The organism is Sphingobium sp. FW305-3-2-15-F-TSA7 (assembly GCF_058787155.1).
The window spans coordinates 208,044-228,747 of sequence record NZ_JBYSZM010000002.1; the positions used below are offsets into that span (position 1 = coordinate 208,044).

The 20,704-nt window shown below is 64.2% G+C and carries 15 protein-coding genes; 11 read left to right on the plus strand and 4 right to left on the minus strand.

The window, feature by feature from the left end:
- Positions 1-1,326, minus strand: a complete 1,326-nt coding sequence (aptA, locus tag AC3WN8_RS02270; RefSeq protein WP_492667751.1) for an omega-aminotransferase AptA — start codon at positions 1,324-1,326, stop codon at positions 1-3.
- Positions 1,327-1,422: 96 nt separating this feature from the next.
- Here aptA and AC3WN8_RS02275 point away from each other — a divergent pair, with 96 nt between their 5' ends.
- From AC3WN8_RS02275 to AC3WN8_RS02310, 8 genes are all read left to right on the plus strand, one after another.
- Complete coding sequence (locus tag AC3WN8_RS02275; protein WP_492667752.1) at positions 1,423-3,180, plus strand: amidohydrolase; 1,758 nt, start codon at positions 1,423-1,425, stop codon at positions 3,178-3,180.
- A 67-nt stretch (positions 3,181-3,247) separates the two neighbouring features.
- Positions 3,248-4,384 (plus strand): C45 family autoproteolytic acyltransferase/hydrolase, encoded by a 1,137-nt coding sequence (locus AC3WN8_RS02280; protein WP_492667753.1) that lies wholly within the window; start codon positions 3,248-3,250, stop codon positions 4,382-4,384.
- A complete protein-coding gene (locus tag AC3WN8_RS02285; RefSeq protein ID WP_492667754.1) occupies positions 4,377-5,933 on the plus strand; it encodes an ABC transporter substrate-binding protein in 1,557 nt (518 codons plus the stop codon). Before AC3WN8_RS02280 ends, AC3WN8_RS02285 begins: the two co-directional genes overlap by 8 nt.
- Positions 5,930-6,889: an ABC transporter permease gene (locus AC3WN8_RS02290; protein WP_492667755.1), complete on the plus strand. Its 960-nt coding sequence runs from the start codon at positions 5,930-5,932 to the stop codon at positions 6,887-6,889. Before AC3WN8_RS02285 ends, AC3WN8_RS02290 begins: the two co-directional genes overlap by 4 nt.
- A gap of 2 nt (positions 6,890-6,891) precedes the next feature.
- Positions 6,892-7,704, plus strand: a complete 813-nt coding sequence (locus AC3WN8_RS02295; RefSeq protein WP_492667756.1) for an ABC transporter permease — start codon at positions 6,892-6,894, stop codon at positions 7,702-7,704.
- The gene (locus AC3WN8_RS02300) at positions 7,701-9,290 is read left to right on the plus strand and encodes an ABC transporter ATP-binding protein (protein ID WP_492667757.1); all 1,590 of its coding nucleotides are present in this window, start codon (positions 7,701-7,703) and stop codon (positions 9,288-9,290) included. The genes AC3WN8_RS02295 and AC3WN8_RS02300 overlap by 4 nt, the downstream gene beginning before the upstream one ends.
- Positions 9,287-10,090, plus strand: a complete 804-nt coding sequence (locus AC3WN8_RS02305) for a hypothetical protein (protein WP_492667758.1) — start codon at positions 9,287-9,289, stop codon at positions 10,088-10,090. The genes AC3WN8_RS02300 and AC3WN8_RS02305 overlap by 4 nt, the downstream gene beginning before the upstream one ends.
- 177 nt (positions 10,091-10,267) lie before the next feature.
- Positions 10,268-12,454 (plus strand): TonB-dependent siderophore receptor, encoded by a 2,187-nt coding sequence (locus tag AC3WN8_RS02310; protein ID WP_492667759.1) that lies wholly within the window; start codon positions 10,268-10,270, stop codon positions 12,452-12,454.
- Positions 12,455-14,742: 2,288 nt separating this feature from the next.
- On the opposite strand, the gene AC3WN8_RS02315 is transcribed toward AC3WN8_RS02310, so the two are convergent.
- Together AC3WN8_RS02315 and AC3WN8_RS02320 are read right to left on the minus strand one after the other, a co-directional pair.
- Positions 14,743-15,027, minus strand: coding sequence for a hypothetical protein (locus tag AC3WN8_RS02315; RefSeq protein ID WP_492667760.1), 285 nt, complete (start codon positions 15,025-15,027; stop codon positions 14,743-14,745).
- A gap of 111 nt (positions 15,028-15,138) precedes the next feature.
- Entirely contained in the window at positions 15,139-16,689 is a 1,551-nt protein-coding gene (locus AC3WN8_RS02320; RefSeq protein ID WP_492667761.1) for a FadD3 family acyl-CoA ligase, read from the minus strand.
- Positions 16,690-16,845: 156 nt separating this feature from the next.
- On the opposite strand from AC3WN8_RS02320, the gene AC3WN8_RS02325 reads away from it, so the two are divergent.
- Positions 16,846-17,988 (plus strand): helix-turn-helix transcriptional regulator, encoded by a 1,143-nt coding sequence (locus tag AC3WN8_RS02325; RefSeq protein ID WP_492667762.1) that lies wholly within the window; start codon positions 16,846-16,848, stop codon positions 17,986-17,988.
- Positions 17,989-18,123: 135 nt separating this feature from the next.
- On the opposite strand, the gene AC3WN8_RS02330 is transcribed toward AC3WN8_RS02325, so the two are convergent.
- The gene (locus tag AC3WN8_RS02330; RefSeq protein WP_492667763.1) at positions 18,124-18,888 is read right to left on the minus strand and encodes an SDR family oxidoreductase; all 765 of its coding nucleotides are present in this window, start codon (positions 18,886-18,888) and stop codon (positions 18,124-18,126) included.
- 125 nt (positions 18,889-19,013) lie between these two features.
- On the opposite strand from AC3WN8_RS02330, the gene AC3WN8_RS02335 reads away from it, so the two are divergent.
- On the plus strand, positions 19,014-19,889 hold the full coding sequence (locus AC3WN8_RS02335; RefSeq protein ID WP_492667764.1) for a CoA transferase subunit A: 876 nt from the start codon (positions 19,014-19,016) through the stop codon (positions 19,887-19,889).
- Between the two features lie 13 nt (positions 19,890-19,902).
- Complete coding sequence (locus AC3WN8_RS02340; RefSeq protein ID WP_492667765.1) at positions 19,903-20,703, plus strand: CoA-transferase subunit beta; 801 nt, start codon at positions 19,903-19,905, stop codon at positions 20,701-20,703.
- Position 20,704: the final 1 nt, after the last annotated feature.

Genomic DNA, 20,704 nt, shown 5'->3' on the forward strand with positions numbered 1-20,704 from the left:
TCAATCGACCGTGCGCAGCGCGGTGCGGATCGTATCGACGAGCGTACCGATCTGATCCTGCGAGATGATCAGCGGCGGCGACAGCATCATCGTGTCGCCGGCCGTACGGACCAGCACGCCCGCGTCGAAACAGGCCTGGTTGACCGCGGTGCCGCGCGCACCCGGCGCGCCGTCGCGTGGGGAGAGGTCGATCCCGGCCAGCAGGCCGAATGTCCGGATGTCGGCGACATTGGGCGCGTCGCGCAGCGAATGGATCGCATCCTCCCACACCGGCATGATCGCCGTGCCCTGATCGAGCAGCCCGTCCTGATAGACGTCGAGCGCGGCCAGCGCTGCGGCGCAGGCCAAAGGATGCGCCGAATAGGTATAGCCGTGCGAAAGCTCGATCTGCTCGGCCGGCTTGGTCATGAACGCGTCATGGACCGCGCCGCTGACCAGCACGCCGCCCATCGGCACCGCACCATTGGTCATGCCCTTGGCGCACGTGATCAGATCGGGCGTGACGCCCAGGCGATCCGCGCCGAACATCGGGCCGGTGCGGCCGAAGCCGGTGATCACTTCGTCGAAGATCAGCAATATGCCGTGCTGCGTGCACAACGCGCGCAACCGCTCAAGATAACCGACCGGCGGCGGATAGACTCCGCCCGATCCGGTGATGGGCTCGACGATCACCGCCGCGATCGTCGCGGGATCGTGGAGCGTGATGAGCTGCGCCAGTTCCTCGGCATAATGCGCGCCCTCGGTCGGCTGACCGCGCGAAAAGGCGGAGCGCGCCGGATCGTAGGGCAGCGACAGATGATCGACATCGGGAAGCAGCGGGCCGAATTCGCGCTTGTGACGGGCGATGCCGCCGACCGACAATCCGCCGAAATTGACGCCGTGATAGCTTTTGTGCCGGCCGATCAGCCGCGTCCGATCCGGCTCGCCGCGCGCGCGATGATAACCGCGTGCGATCTTGAGCGCGGTATCGACCGATTCCGATCCCGAATTGGTGAAGAACACATGATCGATGCCCTCGGGCGATGCCGCCGTCAGCCTGCTCGCCAGTTCGAACGCCGCGGGATGGCTCATCGAGAAGGACGAGACAAAATCGAGGCCGGCGGCCTGACGCTGGATCGCCTGGACGATATGCGGCTGGCTGTGGCCGGCATTGACGCACCACAGGCCCGCAATCCCGTCGAGCACCTGTCGATTATCGTCGGTGGTGTAATAGGCGCCCGTCGCGCCGACGAACATCCGCTTCGCTTTCCGGAACGCGCGCTGCGCCGTGAAGGGCATCCAGAAGGATTCGAGCGAATTGGGGAGCGTGTTGGCGGTCGCGTGCATCATCTGATTCCAGTTGTGAACGGTGATTGTATTTTTCTACTAATAAGTACATTGGTATCGCGAACGCAACGGCGTGACAAGGGCGGGAGGAAAAATATGCGTCGCACAGCTCGGGCGATATGGGGCACCGCACTGGCATTGCTGCTGTCCACCGGCGCCGGTGCACAGCCGGCCCCCGCCGATCTGATCCTTCGCAACGCCGCGATCTGGACCGTCGATCCCGCCCGGCCGACCGCGCAGGCGGTCGCGATCGCGAGCGAACGGATCGTCGCCACCGGGTCCGAGTCGGAGGTCGCCCGGCATCGCGGCGCGCATACTCGCGTGATCGATCTGCACGGCGCGATGCTGCTTCCCGGCTTCACCGACGCGCATACCCATTTCGGCAATGCGGTGGACGCTTTCTTCACCGCCCGCGTCGTCGATGTCGGGACGGACGCGGCACTCGCCGATCGGCTGCGCGCCGCGACGCAGCGGGTTCCCAAAGGATTGTGGATCACCGCATTCGACCTTCAGGGATTTGCGGCGGGCGCCGCGGCAAAGCGCGGCGATACCGCATTCGTCCGCTTCTCGCCTTCACTCGCATCACTCGACGCGGCCGCGCCCGATCATCCCATATTGATCCGCCGCTATGACGGGCGCAGCTTCGTCAATTCGCTGGCGCTGCGGCTCGCACGGATCGAGCGCGGCACGCCCGATCCGCTCAACGGCGAATATGTCCGCGACCGATCGGGCGCGCTGACCGGAGAACTCAGGGGATCGGCGAGCGTCCGCATGGCGGCGACATTGCCGCCGCCGACCCGCGCCCGAGCGCTGATTGCCGCCCGCGCCTTGATCAAGGCGCTCAATGCCCAGGGCATCACCGGCATCCACGATATCACGCGGATCGACTCGCTGTCACAGGAACGCACACCTTCGGTCGATGTCGAACGCAGCTACACCAATCTCGACATCTTCCGCGATCTCCAGGCATCGGGCGATCTCGGCGTCCGTGTCGATGCGCTGCTGCCGCTCGCCGGATGGCGCGATTATGCGCGGCTCGGCATTCGCCCCGGCACATCCGAGGGGCGGATCCGTTTCGGCACGCTCAAGGCGTTCATGGACGCGTCCTATATGTCGGCGCCGTTCACAAATGCGCCGGGCTGGCGTGGCGGGCTGAGCTACCGCGTCGACGATCCGACAAGGCTGCGCGCCGACATGATCGGCTCCGATGCGGCGGGATTCGACATTGCCGTTCATGTGATGGGCGATGCCGGCCATGCGATGGTGCTCGACGACTATGCCGCGGCGATCGCGGCCAATGGCGCACGCGACCGGCGGTTCCGCCTGATCCATATGTGGTATCCGACCGCCGCCCAGATCGCGCGCGCCGGCGCGATGCGGCTAATCGCGGACATCACGCCGTCGCATCTGATCGAACAGCTCGGATCCATCGATGCGGCGCTGGACCCGGCACGTGCGGCCAGCGCCTTTCCCTGGGCGAGTGCCGCGGCAGCCGGCATGACGATCGATATCGGATCGGACTGGCCGGGCAGCTTCGACGGCATTTCCGTCTCGCCCAACGATCCGCTCGAAAATATCTACTACGCCGTCACCCGCCGCCATATTGGAGACAAAACCACCGGCTGGCACTCGAACGAAGCCCTGAGCGTCGACCAGGCGATCGCCGCCTATACCGCCAATCCCGCTTACGCCGCGCGCGAGGAAAAGCAGCGCGGAACGATCTCGCCGGGCAAGCTCGCCGACCTTGTGGTGCTTTCGCAGGACATCCGAAAAATCGCGCCGGAACGCATTGCCGATACCCGCGTGCTGATGACGCTGGTCGGCGGCCGGATCGTCTATCGCGCCGATCGTTGAACTTTGTTCTTTTCGATCGAAAAGGACAATGATAGCGTCATGAAAACGTGGAACAGGGAATCGGTCGATGACTCGACACTGCCGACTGATCGAGATTTCGGGCGCACCCCATGAGCGCGGCCGGCAATATGGCGTCCAGGCGCAGCCGGAGATCCGTGCCGGCATTTCGCATTATGCCGCGCAGGTCAGCGATCTGAAGCTCGACGATGCTGCACTTCAGCAAGTGGTTGCCGCCTATCTTCCGAAGATCGAGGCATTCGAACCCGGCTATGTCGAGGAGATGCGCGGCATCGCGGCCGGCGCGGACGTGCCCTTTCACCACATCGTCATGCTCAATGCGCGCACCGAGATCCTCAAGCTCGCGCTCAATCGCGATCTGCGCGACCGGTTGCTGGCCGATGTCGAACCCGATGGCTGCACCGCGCTCGTCGCCGCACCCGAGGCAACCGCCGATGGCCGGCTGATCCATGCCCATAATTGGGATTGGAAGATGGAAAGCGCCGACGCCTCCATCGTGCTGCGCATCCGCAACGACGACCGGCCCGATATATTGATGTTCGCCGAAGCCGGCGCGCTCGGGCGGTTCGGCTTCAATTCGGTCGGGATCGGCGTGACCGCAAATTATCTCGAAAGCGAGCGCGACTATCGCGGCATCGGCGTGCCGCTCGCGCTCCTGCGCCGCCACGCGCTCGAGCAATCGCATTTCGCGCTGGCGCTGCGTTCCGCCTATACCACGCCCAAATCCGGTTCGAACAATATGGTGCTGACCCACCGCGACGGGCTGATCTTCAATTTCGAATGCGCGCCCGACGAGACCTTCCAGGTCGAACCGCAGGATGGCGTGCTCGTCCATGCCAATCACTGGCAGAGCCCCGTCGCCCTGGCGAAGCTTCAGGAACGCGGCCTGCTGTCCATGCCCGACAGCCTGTATCGCGATTGCCGCCTGCGTGCGCTGGTCGCGCCGAAGGTCGGCGCACTGACCGTCGACGACATCAAGGCAGCCTTGCTCGACGACTGGGCGTCGCCCTGGTCGATCTGCCGCCCGCCCCGCCCCTCTGCGATGAGCAATCTGTCCGCCACCGTCATCACTCTGGTGATGCAACCGGCGATCGGGCTGATGGAGATCGCGGTGCTGCCGGCGATCGATCCCAATTTCACCAGCTACACGCTGGAGATGGACGGCAGCGCAACCCAATATGGCTAGACCATTCTACCTTGGATTGCTGGCCGTGCTGCCGCTCACGGCGAGCGCGGTCGTGCCCGTGGGACAACCAAGCCTTTTGCGCGCGCGCCTCAATTCGGACATCGCGTCCACCAATCCCGGCGTGACCCGCGACGAGAATACCGACGCCGTGCTGATGCATATGGTCGAGGGGCTCGTCGCCTATCGCGAGGATGCCGGCATCGGCCCGATGCTGGCGCAGCGTTGGGACGTGTCGGGCGACGGACGCAACTACACCTTCCATCTGCGTCCCGGCATCCGTTTCCACAACAATGCGCCGATGACGAGCGCCGATGTGGTCTGGTCGCTCCGCCGCTATCTCGATCCCGCGACGCATTGGCGCTGCCTGCGCGAATTCACCGGTGGCGGTTTCGCGAAAATCGTCGACGTCCGCGCGCTCGATCCGCTGACCGTGCGCATCACACTCGACCGCGCCTCCCCAACCTTTCTCCAGACGCTGGCGCGCGTGGATTGCGGCGCGACCGCAATCCTCCATCGCAATTCGGTGGGCCCCGATGGCGCATGGCGCGTGCCGATCGGCACCGGCCCGTTCCGCTTCGCCGGCTGGAAGCGCAATCAATATGTCGAACTGGCGCGCTTCGCCGGCTATCGCGCGCTGCCGGGGCCGCGTGACGGCAATAGCGGCGGCAAGCATGCGCTGGTTGATCGCGTGCGCTTCCTGGTCATTCCCGATCTGGTCTCCGCCCAGGCGGCATTGCTGCGCGGCGATCTCGATGTGCTCGACAATATCCAGCCGCTCGACGCGCTGCAGCTCAAGGCGCGACGCGATATCCGCCTGTCGGTCGCGCCGGCGATGGATATCTTCGCCCTGCTGTTCCAGACCGCCGATGGGCGAATGGCCGATGCCCGGCTGCGCCAGGCGATCGCGATGACACTCGATGTGCCTGCGCTGGTGAATGCGATCAGCGAAGGCACCTCGCGCGCCAACCGATCGATCGTCCCGGCGTCGAGCGCCTATCACAGCCCCGTTCAGGCGGCGATGCCGCGCCCGAACATCGCGGCCGCCAGGCGGCTGGCGACGGCGGCGGGCTATCGCGGCGAGCCGATCCGCCTCGTCACCAATCGCCGCTATCCCGAATTGTTCGACGCCGCGATCCTCGTCCAGGCCATGGCGCTGGAAGCCGGCATCGATATCCGGATCGAGACGCTCGACTGGGCGGCGCAGCTCGATCGCTATTATAGCGGCAAATATCAGGCGATGATGTTCGCCTATTCGGCGCGGCTCGATCCGTCGCTGAGCTATGAATCCTTCATCGGCGACAAAGCGGCCGATCCGCGCAAGGTGTGGGGCGATGCTGGCGCGCAGGCGCTGCTCCGGCAATCGCGCGCGACCGGCGATCGCGCGGCACGCCAGGCCGTTCTCGACCGGCTCCATAGCCGCTTCATGCATCAGGTGCCGGCGGTGATCCTGTTCAACCAGGGGCATATCGCCGCGGTTCGCGCCAATGTCATCGGGTACAAGGGATGGGCGGCGGCGCAGATACGGCTGTGGGGAGTGGCGATCAAATGAGCCGCACCACCGCCCTTTATCTCGGCCGACGGCTGCTGCTGACCGTGCCGACCTTGCTCATCGTCGCGATCCTGGTCTTCACTTTGGTCCGCCTGATCCCCGGCGACCCCGCACAGGTGATGCTGGGCGATGCCGCCGACCCGGCCGCGATCTCGGCCCTGCATGAACGCATGGGCCTCGACCGGCCGCTCTGGGCGCAGTTCTTCCACTGGCTCGACCAGGTCGCGCGGGGCGATCTCGGATCGTCGATCATCACGGGTGAGCCGGTGTGCGCGCTGGTGCTCGATCGCTTCATGGTGACCGCATCGATCGTGGTGACCGCGGTTGCGCTGGCGACCTTGGTCGCCATACTGTTCGGCCTGATCGCGGCGTCGCGGCGCGGCAGCACGACCGACAATGCGATCGTCACCACCGCAACGCTGACCATGGCAATCCCCAGTTTCTGGCTGGGCCTGATGCTGATCCTGATCTTCGGGGTGAAACTCGGCTGGTTGCCTGTGGTCGGCTATGTCCCGCTCAGCGACGGGCTCGCCGCGGGACTGCCCTATCTCATCCTGCCGGTGGTGACATTGGCCACCGTCGAAAGCGGCGTGCTGATTCGGATGATGCGCGCCAGCGCGCTCGACGTGCTGCGGCTCGATTATGTCACCCATGCCCGCGCCAAGGGGCTGTCCGAGCGTCGCGTGCTCGTGCGCCACGTCCTTCCCAACGCCTTTGCGCCCACCATGACGCTGGTCGGGCTCACGCTCGGTCATCTGCTCGGCGGCGCGGCGGTGGTCGAGACGTTGTTCACCCTGCCCGGCCTTGGCCGGCTGATGGTGGATGGCGTGCTGTCGCGCGACTATCCGGTGGTGCAGGGCTGCCTGCTCTTCACCGCGATCGTCTATGTGATCGTCAACCTGATCACCGACCTGCTCTATCCCCTGCTCGATCCGCGCGTGGCGCTGGGCGAATGAGGATGCCCGGCTCCTCCTGGTCCGAACGGATCGGCGCATTGCTCATCGCCGGGCTGGTGCTGACCGTGCTCCTCGCCTGTGTCTGGACGCCGTTCAATCCGCTGTCGATCGATCTCGGCGCGCGCTTCGCCGGGCCGTCGGCGGCGCATTGGCTCGGCACGGATCAGTTCGGCCGCGACATATTGAGCCGCGCCATGGCCGGCGCCCGGATCAGCGTGCCGATCGCGTTGGTCACCGTCGCCTGCGCGACGACGCTCGGCATGGTGATCGGCACGCTCGCGGGCTTCCTGCGTGGTCCCGTCGAGGCTGTGCTGATGACGGTGAACGATGCGCTGATGGCGCTTCCCGGCATCCTGCTCGCGCTGACCTTGATCGCGATATTGGGCGAAGGGGCGACAAGCATCATCATCGCGCTGACCATCGCCTATATGCCCTCGGTCGTGCGCGTCGTGCGCGCCAGCGTGCTGTCGATCCGCACCCGCGAATATCTCGAAGCATCGAAAGTGATGGGCAACAGCGCCGCTTACGCGATGCTCCGCCATGTCGCGCCCAACACATTGCCCCAGGTCGCAGTGCTCGCCACCAGCATGTTCGGCTGGGTGCTGCTGTCCGAAAGCGCGCTGAGCTTTCTCGGCGTCGGCATTCCCGCTCCGGCGCCGAGCTGGGGTAATATGCTCTCCTCCGCCCGCCCCTATCTCAACACCGCCGGATGGTTGGCCATCGTCCCGGGCCTGTGCATCGCCGCGACATTGCTCGGCACCAATTTGCTGAGCGACGCGCTGCGCGACCGTTTCGATCGGCGGGGCCGGTCATGACCGCGCCGCTGCTCCGGATCGACGGCCTCCGCATCGCTGCCGGCGCGCATGTGCTGCTCGACGATTTCTCGTTGCAAGTCGATGCGGGCGAATGTGTCGCGATCGTCGGTGAATCGGGCAGCGGCAAGACCATGGCGACGCGCGCGATCCTGGGGCTGCTGCCGCCCGAAGTCGCACGCGTGAGCGGCAATATCGATTTCATGGGCCGGTCGCTTATCGACCTGCCCGACGCCGATATGCGCAGGATCCGCGGCGGTGCGATCGGCATGGTGTTCCAGGAACCGATGACCTCGCTCAACCCGTCGATGACGATCGGAAAGCAGATCGAGGAAGCGCTCAAGCTCCATCGCGCCATGACCGCAGCCGAGCGCCGCGAGGCGTGCATCGCGATGCTGCGCCGCGTGCGCATCGCCGATCCGGAAAGCTGCATGGCATCCTATCCGCACGAATTTTCGGGCGGGATGCGCCAGCGGATCATGCTGGCATCGGTGATGCTGCTCAAACCGAAGCTGCTGATCGCCGACGAACCGACGACCGCGCTCGACACGCTCAGCCAGCGCGAAGTGATGGACGTGATGGCCGAGCTCGCGAGCGAATGCGGCACCGCGGTCATCCTGATCACCCACAATCTCGGCCTGGTCGCGCGCTATGCGTCGCGTGCGGTGGTGCTCGAAAAGGGCCACACCGTCGAACAGGGCATGGCCGGCCAGATCCTGACCGCGCCCGCACATCCCTATACGCAGCGCCTGGTCGCCTCGCTACCCAGCCGTGCACCGGCCAGGCCATTGCCGGACGGCGCCATGCTCGCGGTCGACGATCTGACGGTCTCCTTCCGCCGGCGCGGACAACGCGAGAGTTTTCGAGCTGTCGATGGCGTCAGCCTGACTGTCGCGCCCGGCGAAACCGTCGCGGTCGTCGGCGGCAGCGGATCGGGCAAGACGACGCTCGGCCGTGCCGTGCTCGGGCTCACCGGCATCGCCGGCGGCACGATCCGTTTCGACGGGATCGATCCGCATGCCGGTGGCAAGGCCGGGCTGACCGCGTTCCGGCGCGCGACGCAATTGGTGTTCCAGGATCCCTATTCCTCGCTCGATCCGCGCATGCGCGTGCGCGACATCGTCGCCCAGCCGCTGCGCCACCATCCCGAACTGTCGGCGAGCGAGCGGCGCGCGCGGGTCGATGAGGTGCTGGCGGAGGTCGGGCTGTCCGACCTGGCCGATCGCTATCCGCACCAGATGTCGGGCGGTCAGCGCCAGCGGGTCGCGATCGGCCGGGCGGTGGTTACGCATCCGCGTTTCGTGGTTGCCGACGAGCCCGTATCCGCGCTCGACGCCACCATCCAGGCGCAGATATTGCGGCTGTTCGCATCGTTGCAGCAGCGCCACGGATTTGCCTGCCTGTTCATCTCGCACGATCTCGGCGTGGTCGAACAGATCGCCGATCGCGTGCTGGTGATGCACGCCGGCCGCATCGTCGAACAGGGATCGCGCGACGCGATCTTCGACCATCCCAACCATGATTTCACGCGCGAGATGCTGGCGGCGACGCCGACGCTCGCGGCCGCCACCCCAGGGAGCCATCCATGAGAAAAACCATCCGCGCCATTCTCGCCGCCGCATCGGTCGCGGCCGCCGCACTCGTCATGCCCGCCGCCTCCGCGCAGGACACGCTGCGCGTCGCCGACTGGCGCGCCGAAGGCCCCAAGGGACTGATCCTGACCTACAGGGTCGCGCCGGCGGCCCGGACGGATTTCCGCGCGGCGGTGAAGGCGTCGCTGCTGCCCCGGCTCGAAGCCCTCCGGGCCGGCGGCGATCTGCTGTCCTATCGCGTGCTCGCCAATCGCTACATCGATTCAGCCGCCTGGGATCTGATGGTGATCCTCGATTTCAGGGGTGCCGCCGAACTCGCCCGCTGGCGCACCGTCGAAGAACGGACGCCCGGCGGCCTGTCCCCCGAAATGCTCAGCCTGGTCACATCGGCGGAGGCCGCGCCCGGCACGATGATGCGCGCGCGCACCGCCGCGCAAAAGGCGGGAGATCCGGCGCCGGTCTATCTGGTCATTCCCTATGACTATCTCGTCTCGACCGACGAATATCTCCGCTATGTCGACGGCTATCTGCTGCCGCAGGTCGATGGCTGGCTGGGCGAAGGCGCGCTGTCGAACTACGGCATCTATCTGCCGCGCTATGCCGCGGGGCGAAGCTGGTCGTCGCTGCTGCTGCTCGGCTATCGCGGCGACACCGGCCTCGCCCGGCGCGACAAGGTGACGCAGACGGTTCGCGCGCACCTCAATGCGACCTCGCCCGAATGGAAGGCGTTCTCGGACAACAAGACCAATATCCGTGTCGAGAAGCAGCCGATCGTCGCGGACGAGATCCGGCCCTGACGCTGCGTACGGGGGCCCGACAACAAGCGCGATTATCGGTCATGAGCCCGGTCTACGTGACAGGCTCATGACAGAAAGACTCGACTATCAATGATCAAGACTTGGTTGTCCGTATAGGCGACCGACGCACGCCCGAGAGCAACCGGGCGGCAAATCAGAGAAAAAGGGGGGTAGATCATGAAAAACACCAATCTCAAGACGCTGATCAGGATCTCGGCGAGCACCGCCGCGATGATCGCGATGACGCCGGCCGCTTTCGCGCAGGACACCCCAGGCGACCGCGCCGAACCGGTGCTCGAGGATATCGTCGTCACGGCTGACCGCAAGGACAGCTATGGTGCGGACTATGTCCAGGCCGGCAGCTTCCGTGGCGCGCTCCAGATCGACACGCCGCTCACCGTCAGCGTCATCAGCGAGCAGCTGCTCAAGTCACAACAGGCACAGGGTCTGCTCGACGCGCTGCGCAACACGCCCGGCGTGACCAGCTCGCAGACGAGCACCACCGTCTACAACAACCTCTCGATCCGCGGCATTCCCGTGGAAAATCGCGGCAATTACCGCCTCAACGGATCGCTGCCGATCGTCAACCTGATCGACATCCCGCTGGAGAACAAGCTGCGCGTCGAAGCGCTGAAGGGCGCCTCCGCACTCTATTACGGCTTCACCACGCCATCGGGCATCATCAACCTGACGACGAAGCGCCCGACCCAGGATCCGATGCTCTACGTCAACCTGTCGGGCAATGATCACGGCCAGATGATCGCCCATGTCGATGCCAGCGCGAGCGCCGGCATCTTCGGCGCACGCATCAATATCGCGGGCGGCGGCGTCGAATCGGGCATCGACCGGACCCAGGGCAGCCGCACCTTCATCTCGGGCGCATTCCAGCTCGATCCGACCGACGACATCCAGATCAATCTCGACGTCGAGCGCATCTACAAGAAAGTGACCGAGCCGACGGTGCTGTCGGGTCCGGCCGCCGTCGCAAACCTGCTCAAGATCGTCCCGAAGCTGCCGTCGCCGAGCAACAATGCCGGCGGCCAGGGCTTCTACAACGTCGCCAAGGCCACCAATATCCTCGGTCGCATTTCCTGGGATATCTCACCCGCCTGGAACGCGATCGTCGAAGGCGGCATCTCCTATCTCGACCGCGACCGCCGCTTCAGCCGGCTCAACAATTTCGATCCGGTGACCGGCAACGGCACGCTCAACCTCACCGCCGCCGATGGCCAGCTCTACCGCAACCGCAATATGCGCGCCGAGATTGCCGGTACCTTCGCCACCGGCCCGATCGTCCATGAATTGCTGCTGGGCGCGTCGAAAAATTATCGCCGCCAATATTCGGCTCCGGCGCTCACCATCACCAACGCAACCAACTGCGTCGCACTCGGCCTGGCCGCCAATTGCGTCCAGAATGCGTATAATCCCGTGGCGCTACGCCCACTCACCTTCCCGGGCACATCGGCCTATGACCCGACGCGCGACACCGCGATCCACGACACCGGCTTCTACATCTTCGACCGTGCGAAGTTCGGTGGCCCCAATGGCGATCTGATCAGCGTCCTCGCCGGCGCGCGCAAGTCGATCTACAAGGAAACCGCCGAGACCGCCGCGGCGGGCACGCGCACGACCTTCAAGGACAAGCCGCTGGCGCTTTCCGGCGGCCTGGTCATCAAACCGGTCAAATGGGTGAGCGTCTACGGCACCTATATCGAGGGTCTGGAATCGACCCCCGGCGCCCCGCAGACCGCGGTTAACGCCGGAGAGATCCTGCCCGCCAGCGATTCCACCCAATATGAAGGCGGCATCAAGATCGAGCCCAAAAAGGGTCTGCTGTTCACCGCGGCCTATTTCGACATCTCGCGCCAGCTCACCTATACCAACGCCGCCAACGTGTTCGTGAAGGACGGCCAGGCCAAATATCGCGGCACCGAACTGAGCCTGACCGGCGAAGTGACGCAGGATTTCTCGATCTACGCCTCCGCGCTGTTCCTCAGGGCGAAACAGGGTCTGACGTCGGATCTCACGCTCATCGGCAAGCAGATCGAGAACACGGCCAAGACCCAATGGTCGATCTCGGGCGAATATCGCCTCGACGCCGTCATCCCCGGCCTTTCGATCAACGGCGGCGCCTATTATACCGGCAAGCGCGCGATCAATCCGCAGAACTCGCTCTTCCTGCCGAGCTATACGCTCTACGATCTCGGCGCTTCGTACAGCTTCACCTTCCACGGCACCGACATGGTCGCCCGGGTGAATGCCCAGAACATCACCGGCGAACGCTATTTTGCGTCCACCGGCGGCAACTTCATTGCCTATGGCGCGCCGCCCTCGGTCAAATTCGCTTTGTCCTTTGGCTTTTGATTAGAAGGCTGCGACCATTGATGGCGGCGGGGCTCCCGGCCCCCCCCGCCATTTTCTCTGAGCCTTTTCTAGTCAGGTAGAATCACCTGACGACTTGGAAAATGTGGAAAACAAAGAAAAATCAGAGTCGAAACACCAACCATCTTGTCATTCCCGCGAACGCGCATTGGTATCCGGGATTTTATTTCGGGCGTCCGGCGCGGGGTAGCAATTCCGGGTGATGAGCCGCTCTTCTCGTTGTCGAGACATGATTTGGGGCCGCCACAACCCTCCATCGTCATTGCGAGCGGAGCGAAGCAATCCAGGGATGCATCAACCGATGGATTGCTTCGTCGCTACGCTCCTCGCAATGACTACGGTGGAGGTGAAATACCTCCTTCCAGCACGGCCCAGCCGAATCCCGGACACCAGTGCGCGAACGCGGGAATGACAAGATGAGCTGATCTAGCTGGATCAGCCTCTAGGCCGTAGACTCATAAAAGCGGCCTGCCCGCTTCCGCCCCAATAGCGGACGTTGATCAGCGCTCACGGCTCATCGAGAACAGCCAGCCAGCGACGACAACGGCAACGAAAATGCCCGCGACCAACGAGAGTATAGCCAGCCTTTCCGATCGCTGTTCTGCAAGCCTCCACAGCACGATAGCTACGGCAAATAGGAGAAGGCCTCTTTTGAGCCAAACCGAGCGCAAGAGCATCGGCGATTGGTCTCAGACAACCGTAGTGCCGTCAAGACCTGCGTCCGCTAACTACCCAGTTCTGCAAACTCGGAAGTGTTTCACCAACACGTGACGGCGACCATTGAGAGCAGCGGTTCAATCGAAGTCTGGGTCGGGCATACCCACGCCGCCGCCGCCCCGATGGGGTCTCCTATGGTAGCCATCAGGCGCGTCGGGAACACGGGCTACACACTCCGGAGAACAACCGTGAATCAGCAAGGGAGCGACGTCCGTTCCGATTCGCTGCGTGGTCCAGAAAAGCTGAACGGCACGTTCACCGAATGGTTCATCGCAGACACTGCAAGTTTGCGGTAGCAGAGTGTCAACCGGCGCTGACAATCTTGGGAATGGCAGCCGCGTTTTGATGTTACCATAGAGTGCGCGCCTGCTCATCCGTGTTTGGCGCAGACGCGTGCAACGAGTCACCTCATAGGGTAACCAATGCAGCGAGTAGGAAGTATAGACGTCCAGATTCTCAAGCACTGTTAGCCGACCGAGCTCGGGCGGAAGCCTTCGCAAGTGGCTGCCGTAAAGGCGCAAGTGGCGTATCGTCGCAACCGACTGTATTTCGGACGGCAACGTGATCACGTCGGACCACTGATCAGTGGGTATTGCCGCTGACGGTTCCAGCACCGTGACTGACTCGGCGTGACCGGCGGTGACCAGATTCAGCACAGCCTGCCATCCCGGTGCCGAAATGTCCTGCGTTTCCGTGTGCAAGCTTGGAACGCCTGGGCTTCCCTTCTTCGTGCGCGATGCCAGGCAGGAACAGTGGCCACCACGATCTATTCGCTCTGCGGCCGATAGGGTGTTGGGATCGACGGTAAAGGTCAATGATGGATGACCTTGTTTCCCGAACCCGAAGATGCTGTTGACAATGGGCATCTACCTCTCCTGAAAGCCAGTCTCTACGGCAGTTAGCACGCATCGCTCAACTAAAAGCCGTCCGGCTGTTCTCCGCCAATCTTCGCCATCAGCGCCCTGGCGTGGCGCGGTGCCCCCGAACACCGACCATCCGCTGTCGGGTGGGAAAACCGCCGGGTCTCTTCCACCTCAGTTGCGGCCGCTCTTTTCAACGGTTAGAAATGGGCTATGCGGGTCGGCCGTTTGCTCATTCCCCTTATCGCTTTGTCGACTTGCGGCGCATGTGACCAATATACTGAAGTCTCAGACCCCTTCTATCTCCGGTACATTGAGGACACGCAAATTGCCCTGTTTCGATGCCCTGATGGGCCCGGAAATGGATGCGCTATCGACGGACTCCCTGGGCCAGGCATCAAAGCGGCAGGAGCAAGCGAGAGATACATCGTCGTAGCGACCGACCACGGCGATTATTACTTTCGGCGTATTCCGGAGGAAAAGCGAGGGTGGGGAAACAACCCCGAAAAGATCGTTGGTCCTCTTTCGCGAGAAACGTTCCTGCGAGCCAAGAAGCAGCTTGGCTTGCCCAATTTCACGGTGAAGCCCTGACGACCTCTTTCCACCCAACTCCGGCCATCCGCTCGCCATGGACGACCGCCGAATCCTGCCAGTCGGCACGCCCCATTAGCGGTCACTGCTCTACTGCTGCCATCATGCAACCGCAGAGATAATCTCCACCCGTTTACCGGCATTTGCGGCCGAACGAACGGCGCTGATGAATGATGGTCCAGAACCTTCGGCTACAACCTCCGTTTCGTTGAATTCGTCATCAACGATCATTGCTCGATACGATCCGATAAGGTGTGGAGCGACAGATAAAAAGCTTGTGGCCGGCCCCGTTCGGCATCTTGCGCACATGACGATGTAGCTACCGTGCTGCACAATAGTCCTGAATTCTGCGCCTCCGCAGATTTCGCAGTTCAGTTCATCGTCCATTGGATGCCCCCCCACAATGAACCGCCACTTTAAGCCCTAAAACGGCAGCTAACCACCCAATCCCAGTTGTTCCACCCTTCTGCCGAAAGCGGCCGTTTATGAGTTCACGGCCTAGTTCCGGAGCAGGAACTTCTGCACCTTGCCCGATGCGTTCATCGGCAGCGCATCCATGATCTCCACCTGTCGCGGCACCTTGTAGTTCGCCATATTCTCGCGGCACCAGGCGATGATCTCTTCGGGTGTCGCACCGACGCCGGGGCGCAGCACGACATAGGCCTTGGGCACTTCGCCGAGCCGTTCGTCGGGGATGCCGATCACCGCCGAATGCATCACCGCCGGATTGGCGGCGAGCAGGCCTTCGATCTCGGCGGGATAGGCGTTGAAACCGCCGACGATGAAGATATCCTTGGCGCGATCGGTGATCTTCACATTGCCCGCGGCATCCAGAACCGCAACATCGCCGGTCCGCAGCCAGCCTTCGCCGTCGATCGCAGCCGCGGTCGCTTCGGGATTGTTGAAATAGCCCTGCATCACATTGGGCCCGCGTACGAGCAGTTCGCCCGCCTGTCCCACCGGCAGCGTTTCGCCGGCGCCGTCGACGATGCGCAGTTCGACGCCGTCGAGCGGACGCCCCGCCGTGTTGGCAATCGTTTCGACCCCGTCTTCCTTGCGGCACATGGTGACGACGCCGCAGGTTTCGGTAAGGCCATAGGCGGTCAGCACGATATCGATGCCGAGATCGGTCCGCATCTCCTCGATCAGCGAGACCGGTACGGACGCCGCGCCAGTGATCGACAGCCTGAGCGAGGAGAGATCATGGCTACGATAATCCGTGGCCAGCATGCTCTGGTAAAGCGTCGGCGGCCCGGGGAGCACGGTCACCTTCTCTTGTTCGATCCGCTGCAGCGCCGCCTTCGCATCGAACACCGCATGCGGCAGTACCGTGCAGCCCGTCAGGAACGCGGCGAGCCAGCCCGCCTTGTAGCCGAAGCTGTGGAAGAAGGGATTGATGATCAGGAACCGGTCGGCAGCGCGCAGGCCATAGGTTTCCGAATAGCGGAGATAGACCCAGATATTCTGGCCATGCGTCGTGACCGCCCCCTTGGGCTGCCCGGTCGTGCCCGAGGTGAACAGGATGTCGCAGACCTGATCCTCGTCGAGCGCCGCAAGCCGCGCATCGACCTCCGACGCCGCGACCGACGCGCCCTCGGCCAGAAAGTCGGCCCAATTCGTTCCGCCCCTGTCACCCGCGAGCAAGATCGTCCGTTCCAGATCGGGCAGATCCTCGCCCACAAGCATCTCGGGATAATCGGCGCCCAGAAACGCCGAAACGGTCAGCAACAGTTTCGCGCCGCTGGTGCGCAGGATATAGCCCGCCTCGCGCCCCTTCAGCCGGGTGTTGAGCGGCACGATCGCGGCGCCGGCGGATTGCACGCCAAGCGCGGCGATGATCCATTCGACCGAATTGGGCGCCCAGATCGCCACTCGGTCGCCCGCGACGATACCGCTCGCGCAAAAGGCGGCGGCGGCGCGGCGGACGGATGCCTCCAGGTCGCGATAGAGCAGCGTGCTGCCATCTTCGCCACGGATCGCCTCGATATCGGCGAAGCGCGCCGCGGACGCGAAAACCATATGCGGAATTGTCCGTTTGCTCTCTGGCACTCAGTCTCTCCTCGACCGGGCCCTCACCCGACAGGTCCGGCCTTCCGTCACTATTCTCGCCTGATCGACACCCGGGCGCTTCACAACCCCTATTCGGGGATGGCAAGGCGGCGTACGGCGGGACTGTAGAGGATCGGGGCTGCGGACAGGCGGGGCATGCGGATCGACACACCATTGGAAGCGGTCGATGAGCTGGTGACGCTCATCTACAAGGGCCCCATCGAGCCGATACCATGGCAGGGTTTTCTGACCGCCCTTTGCCAGCGCATGGGATGCAGCAATGCCGGCCTGGTCCTGCGGCTGAGCCGGCAAGGCACGCCGCCGCTGATCATATGGGGGCGCCCGCCGGCGATCGATGACGACCAGGCCCGCCGCATCAACGAGACGCATGCCGATCTCGGCCATCTCGATCCGCTGCGCAACGCGCTGACCCGGCCCGGCGACATATTGACGTTGAGCGAGGTGACCTCGCCCGAGGCGCTTTCGCAGAACCTTTTCTATCAGGAGATCATGCGGCCTTACGGCATCGCGCATGAGCTCGGCATGTATGTTTGCGAACCGGGCGGCTGGGAAGCCAATGTCGGGCTGACGAGCGGCCCCGACGATGGGGACTTTACCCAGGCGCACAAGAATATGCTGATCGTGCTGCGTCCGCATCTCGAACAGGCGCTTGCGCTTTTCTCGCGCATCCGCCGCGACGAAACCGAACTCCAGGCGATGATCGATACGCTCGACCGGCTGACCATCTGCACCTTCATTCTCGACGGCACCGGACAGGTGATCCGCACCAATGTGGCGGCGCGCAAGTTGCTGGGGGCAAGCGACGACATCCGCACGGCGGATGACCGGCTGGCCCTGTCGCACAAGGCCGGCAACACCGCGCTTCAGCAATTGGTGACCCGCGCCATTGCCGCGCGCAGGCGCGGCGAGCGCTTTACCGAGGCGCTGCGCGTCGACTCGGATATCGAACGGCCGCTCGGCATGCTCGTCCGCACGATCGAGACGCCGACGCGCCATGTCAGCGATGCCGAACCCGCGGCCGTCATCTATGTCTCGGGGCTCGAAACGGGCCAGCCGCTGGAACGGCTGGTCAGCCAGATCTTCGATCTCACGCCGTCGGAGGCGCATCTGGCGGCGCTGCTCGCGGCGGGGCTGAGCCTTGCCGAGGCCGCGCGAAAACTCGATCTCACCGAGAATACGGTCCGCAGCTATTGCAAGACCATTCTCAGCAAGACCGGCGTCAGCCGCCAGGCCGATCTCGTCCGCCTGATCCTGAGAAGCGTCGCCGTTCTCGGCTGAGCCTAGACCATGATCACGTAAGATTGAATCAATCTGGAGTGTGAATCATGGTCTCAACCATATGAATAGAGCCTGATTCACGCCATCGGCGGAAGCGCGAAGCGCTTCCACCTCAAGCGATCAGGCTCTAGATATTCAGCGCCCTTCGGCGAGGCTCAGAAAGAGGGGGCGCTCGCCGCCGCCATGGACCGCGATCCGTGCGCCGCTGACATAGGCGGAATCGGATGACGCCAGGAAATGCACGGCATTGGCGACATCCTCGCCGCGCGCCATGCGGCCGAGCGGCAGCATCGCGTCGATGCGCTTCATGCCCGCCTCTCCGCCATAATGTTCGACCGCTGCCTCGGTCGCGACCAGCCCGACGACGATCGCATTGACGCGCACTTTGGGCCCCCATTCCATCGCGAGCGATTCGGTAAGGTTCAGCAGGCCCGCCTTGGCCGCGCCATAGACCGCAGTGCCCGGCGACGGGCGCGTGCCCGAAACGCTCGCGATATTGACGATCGAGCCGCCCGACGCCTGATCCTGCATGATCCGGTTGGCAGCCTGCGCGACATGGAGCGGGCCGAGCAGATTGAGCGCAAGGACGCGTTCCGAGAAACGCGGAGACGCAGTGGCGGCCGGCGCCTCGGGTGAGCCGCCGGCATTGTTGACCGCAAGATCGAGCCGGCCGTGCCGCGCGACGATGCGCTCCACCATCGCGTCCACATCCTCGGCCGAGCGGACGTCGCACGCTTCGAACGCGACCACCGCCTCGCCATGGCGCGGCAGATCCTCGGGCGCATTGCGGCCGCAGATCACGACGGCCATGCCGTCCGCCAGCAACCGTTCGGCGATCGCGCGCCCGATGCCGCGCGCACCGCCCGTCACCAGCGCCACGCGCCGCTCATTTTCAGCCATCGCCATCTCCACGTCCTTCGCCACACCCATTCTACCGGCGGCCGCGAATGTCTCTCTCCATATGGTGGTAGCGGACCAACCGCCTGCCCGCCATGCAACACCTGTCTGCAGGACGGGAGAGCGGGTTGAACAAGCAATTGACCATCGAGCAGTTCGTCGCATCGCTGAAGAGCGGGATGACGATCGGGATCGCCGGCTGGGGCCCACGCCGCAAGCCGATGGCGCTGGTCCGCGCCATCCTGCGCTCTGATCTCACCGACCTGACGATCGTCGCCTATGGTGGCCCGGACGTCGGCATGCTGTGTGCCGCGGGCAAGGTGAAGAAGCTGATCTTCGGTTTCGTCTCGATGGATGCGATTCCGCTCGAACCCTATTTCCGCAAAAGCCGCGAGGCCGGCACGCTCGATGTGCTCGAACTCGACGAGGGCATGCTGCAATGGGGGTTGAAGGCTGCGGCGTTCCGCCTGCCCTTCCTGCCCACCCATGTCGGACTCGGCACCGATGTGATGACGCATGGCGGCTTCAGGACGGTGCAGTCGCCCTATGACGATGGCGAAGTGCTGCTGGCGATGCCGGCGCTCAAGCTCGATGCCGCTTTGCTTCACGTCCATCGCGCCGACCGGCTCGGCAATATCCAGGCGCTCGGCCCCGATACCTATTATGACGACTGGTTCGCGCGCGCCGCGGACAGGACCTTCGTTTCGGCGGAGGAAGTGGTCGACCGCATGGACCACAGCTATCCCGAGGATGCCCGTGCCAACATCGTCGAGCGCTGCTTCGTCCATGGCGTGATCGAAGCGCCGCTGGGCGCGCATCCCACCTCGATGCCGCCGCTCTATGGCTGGGACATGAAGCATCTGAAGGCCTATGCCGACAGCGCGCGCGAGGACGGCGGCTGGGATGCGTTCGCCGCCCGCACGATCGCCGCCGACGAGGCGGGCTATCTCGACCGCGTCGGCGGCGCTGCCGCCGTCTCCGCCCTTCCCCTGCCCATTTTCTGAGGGGATGACGATCATGACCACCTCACCCGAATTCACGCTCTGCGAACAGCTGATCGTCGCCGCATCCGAAGCCTGGCGCGGCAATGGCGAACTGGTCGCGACCGGCATCGGCCCCGCGCCGCGGCTTGCCGCTTCGCTCGCCAAGGTGACGCACACGCCCGAACTGATGATGACCGATGGCGAGGCCTGGCTCGTCGAGGAGCCGGTGCCCATCGGGCCACGCGGCTATGACGACCGCAAACCCGCGGGCTATCTGCCCTTCTCGCGCTATTTCGACGCCGCAGTCTGGCCCGGCAAGCGCCACGCCATGGTCACCCCCAGCCAGATCGACCGGTTCGGGCAGATGAACATCTCCTATCTCGGCGGCACGTACGATCGGCCCAAGGTGCAGATGCTCGGCGCGCGCGGCTTTCCGGGCAATTCGATCTACCACATCAATTCGATGTTCGTGCCGCAGCATTCGAAGCGCGTCTTCGTCGAAGGCGAAGTCGATATGGTGTCGAGCGTCGGCTATAATCCCGCGCGGCGCGTGCCCGGCGCCCGGTTCGATTTCGTCGATCTGCGGCTGATCGTCACCGATCTCTGCATCATGGATTTCGGCGGCACCGACCATGCGATCCGCGTGATCTCGCTCCACCCGGGCGTCGGCTTCGATCAGGTACAGGACGCCACCGGCTTCGCACTCGAAGCGGCGGACAGCATCGCGCAGACGCCCGCGCCCAGCGCCGAACAGCTCGCGATCATCGCCCGCTTCGATCCGCACAATCTCCGCGCGAACGTGCTCAAGGACAATCCCGCGGGCCGGAGGCACTGAC

Coding starts and splice junctions, on each gene's coding strand:
- AC3WN8_RS02295 (WP_492667756.1), top strand. CDS start 6,892: ATGCCCGGCTCCTCCTGGTCCGAACGGATCGGCGCATTGCTCATCGCC.
- AC3WN8_RS02305 (WP_492667758.1), top strand. CDS start 9,287: ATGAGAAAAACCATCCGCGCCATTCTCGCCGCCGCATCGGTCGCGGCC.
- AC3WN8_RS02325 (WP_492667762.1), top strand. CDS start 16,846: ATGCGGATCGACACACCATTGGAAGCGGTCGATGAGCTGGTGACGCTC.
- AC3WN8_RS02330 (WP_492667763.1), bottom strand. CDS start 18,888: ATGGCTGAAAATGAGCGGCGCGTGGCGCTGGTGACGGGCGGTGCGCGC.
- AC3WN8_RS02290 (WP_492667755.1), top strand. CDS start 5,930: ATGAGCCGCACCACCGCCCTTTATCTCGGCCGACGGCTGCTGCTGACC.
- AC3WN8_RS02310 (WP_492667759.1), top strand. CDS start 10,268: ATGAAAAACACCAATCTCAAGACGCTGATCAGGATCTCGGCGAGCACC.
- AC3WN8_RS02300 (WP_492667757.1), top strand. CDS start 7,701: ATGACCGCGCCGCTGCTCCGGATCGACGGCCTCCGCATCGCTGCCGGC.
- AC3WN8_RS02285 (WP_492667754.1), top strand. CDS start 4,377: ATGGCTAGACCATTCTACCTTGGATTGCTGGCCGTGCTGCCGCTCACG.
- AC3WN8_RS02340 (WP_492667765.1), top strand. CDS start 19,903: ATGACCACCTCACCCGAATTCACGCTCTGCGAACAGCTGATCGTCGCC.
- AC3WN8_RS02280 (WP_492667753.1), top strand. CDS start 3,248: ATGACTCGACACTGCCGACTGATCGAGATTTCGGGCGCACCCCATGAG.
- AC3WN8_RS02315 (WP_492667760.1), bottom strand. CDS start 15,027: ATGGACGATGAACTGAACTGCGAAATCTGCGGAGGCGCAGAATTCAGG.
- aptA (WP_492667751.1), bottom strand. CDS start 1,326: ATGCACGCGACCGCCAACACGCTCCCCAATTCGCTCGAATCCTTCTGG.
- AC3WN8_RS02275 (WP_492667752.1), top strand. CDS start 1,423: ATGCGTCGCACAGCTCGGGCGATATGGGGCACCGCACTGGCATTGCTG.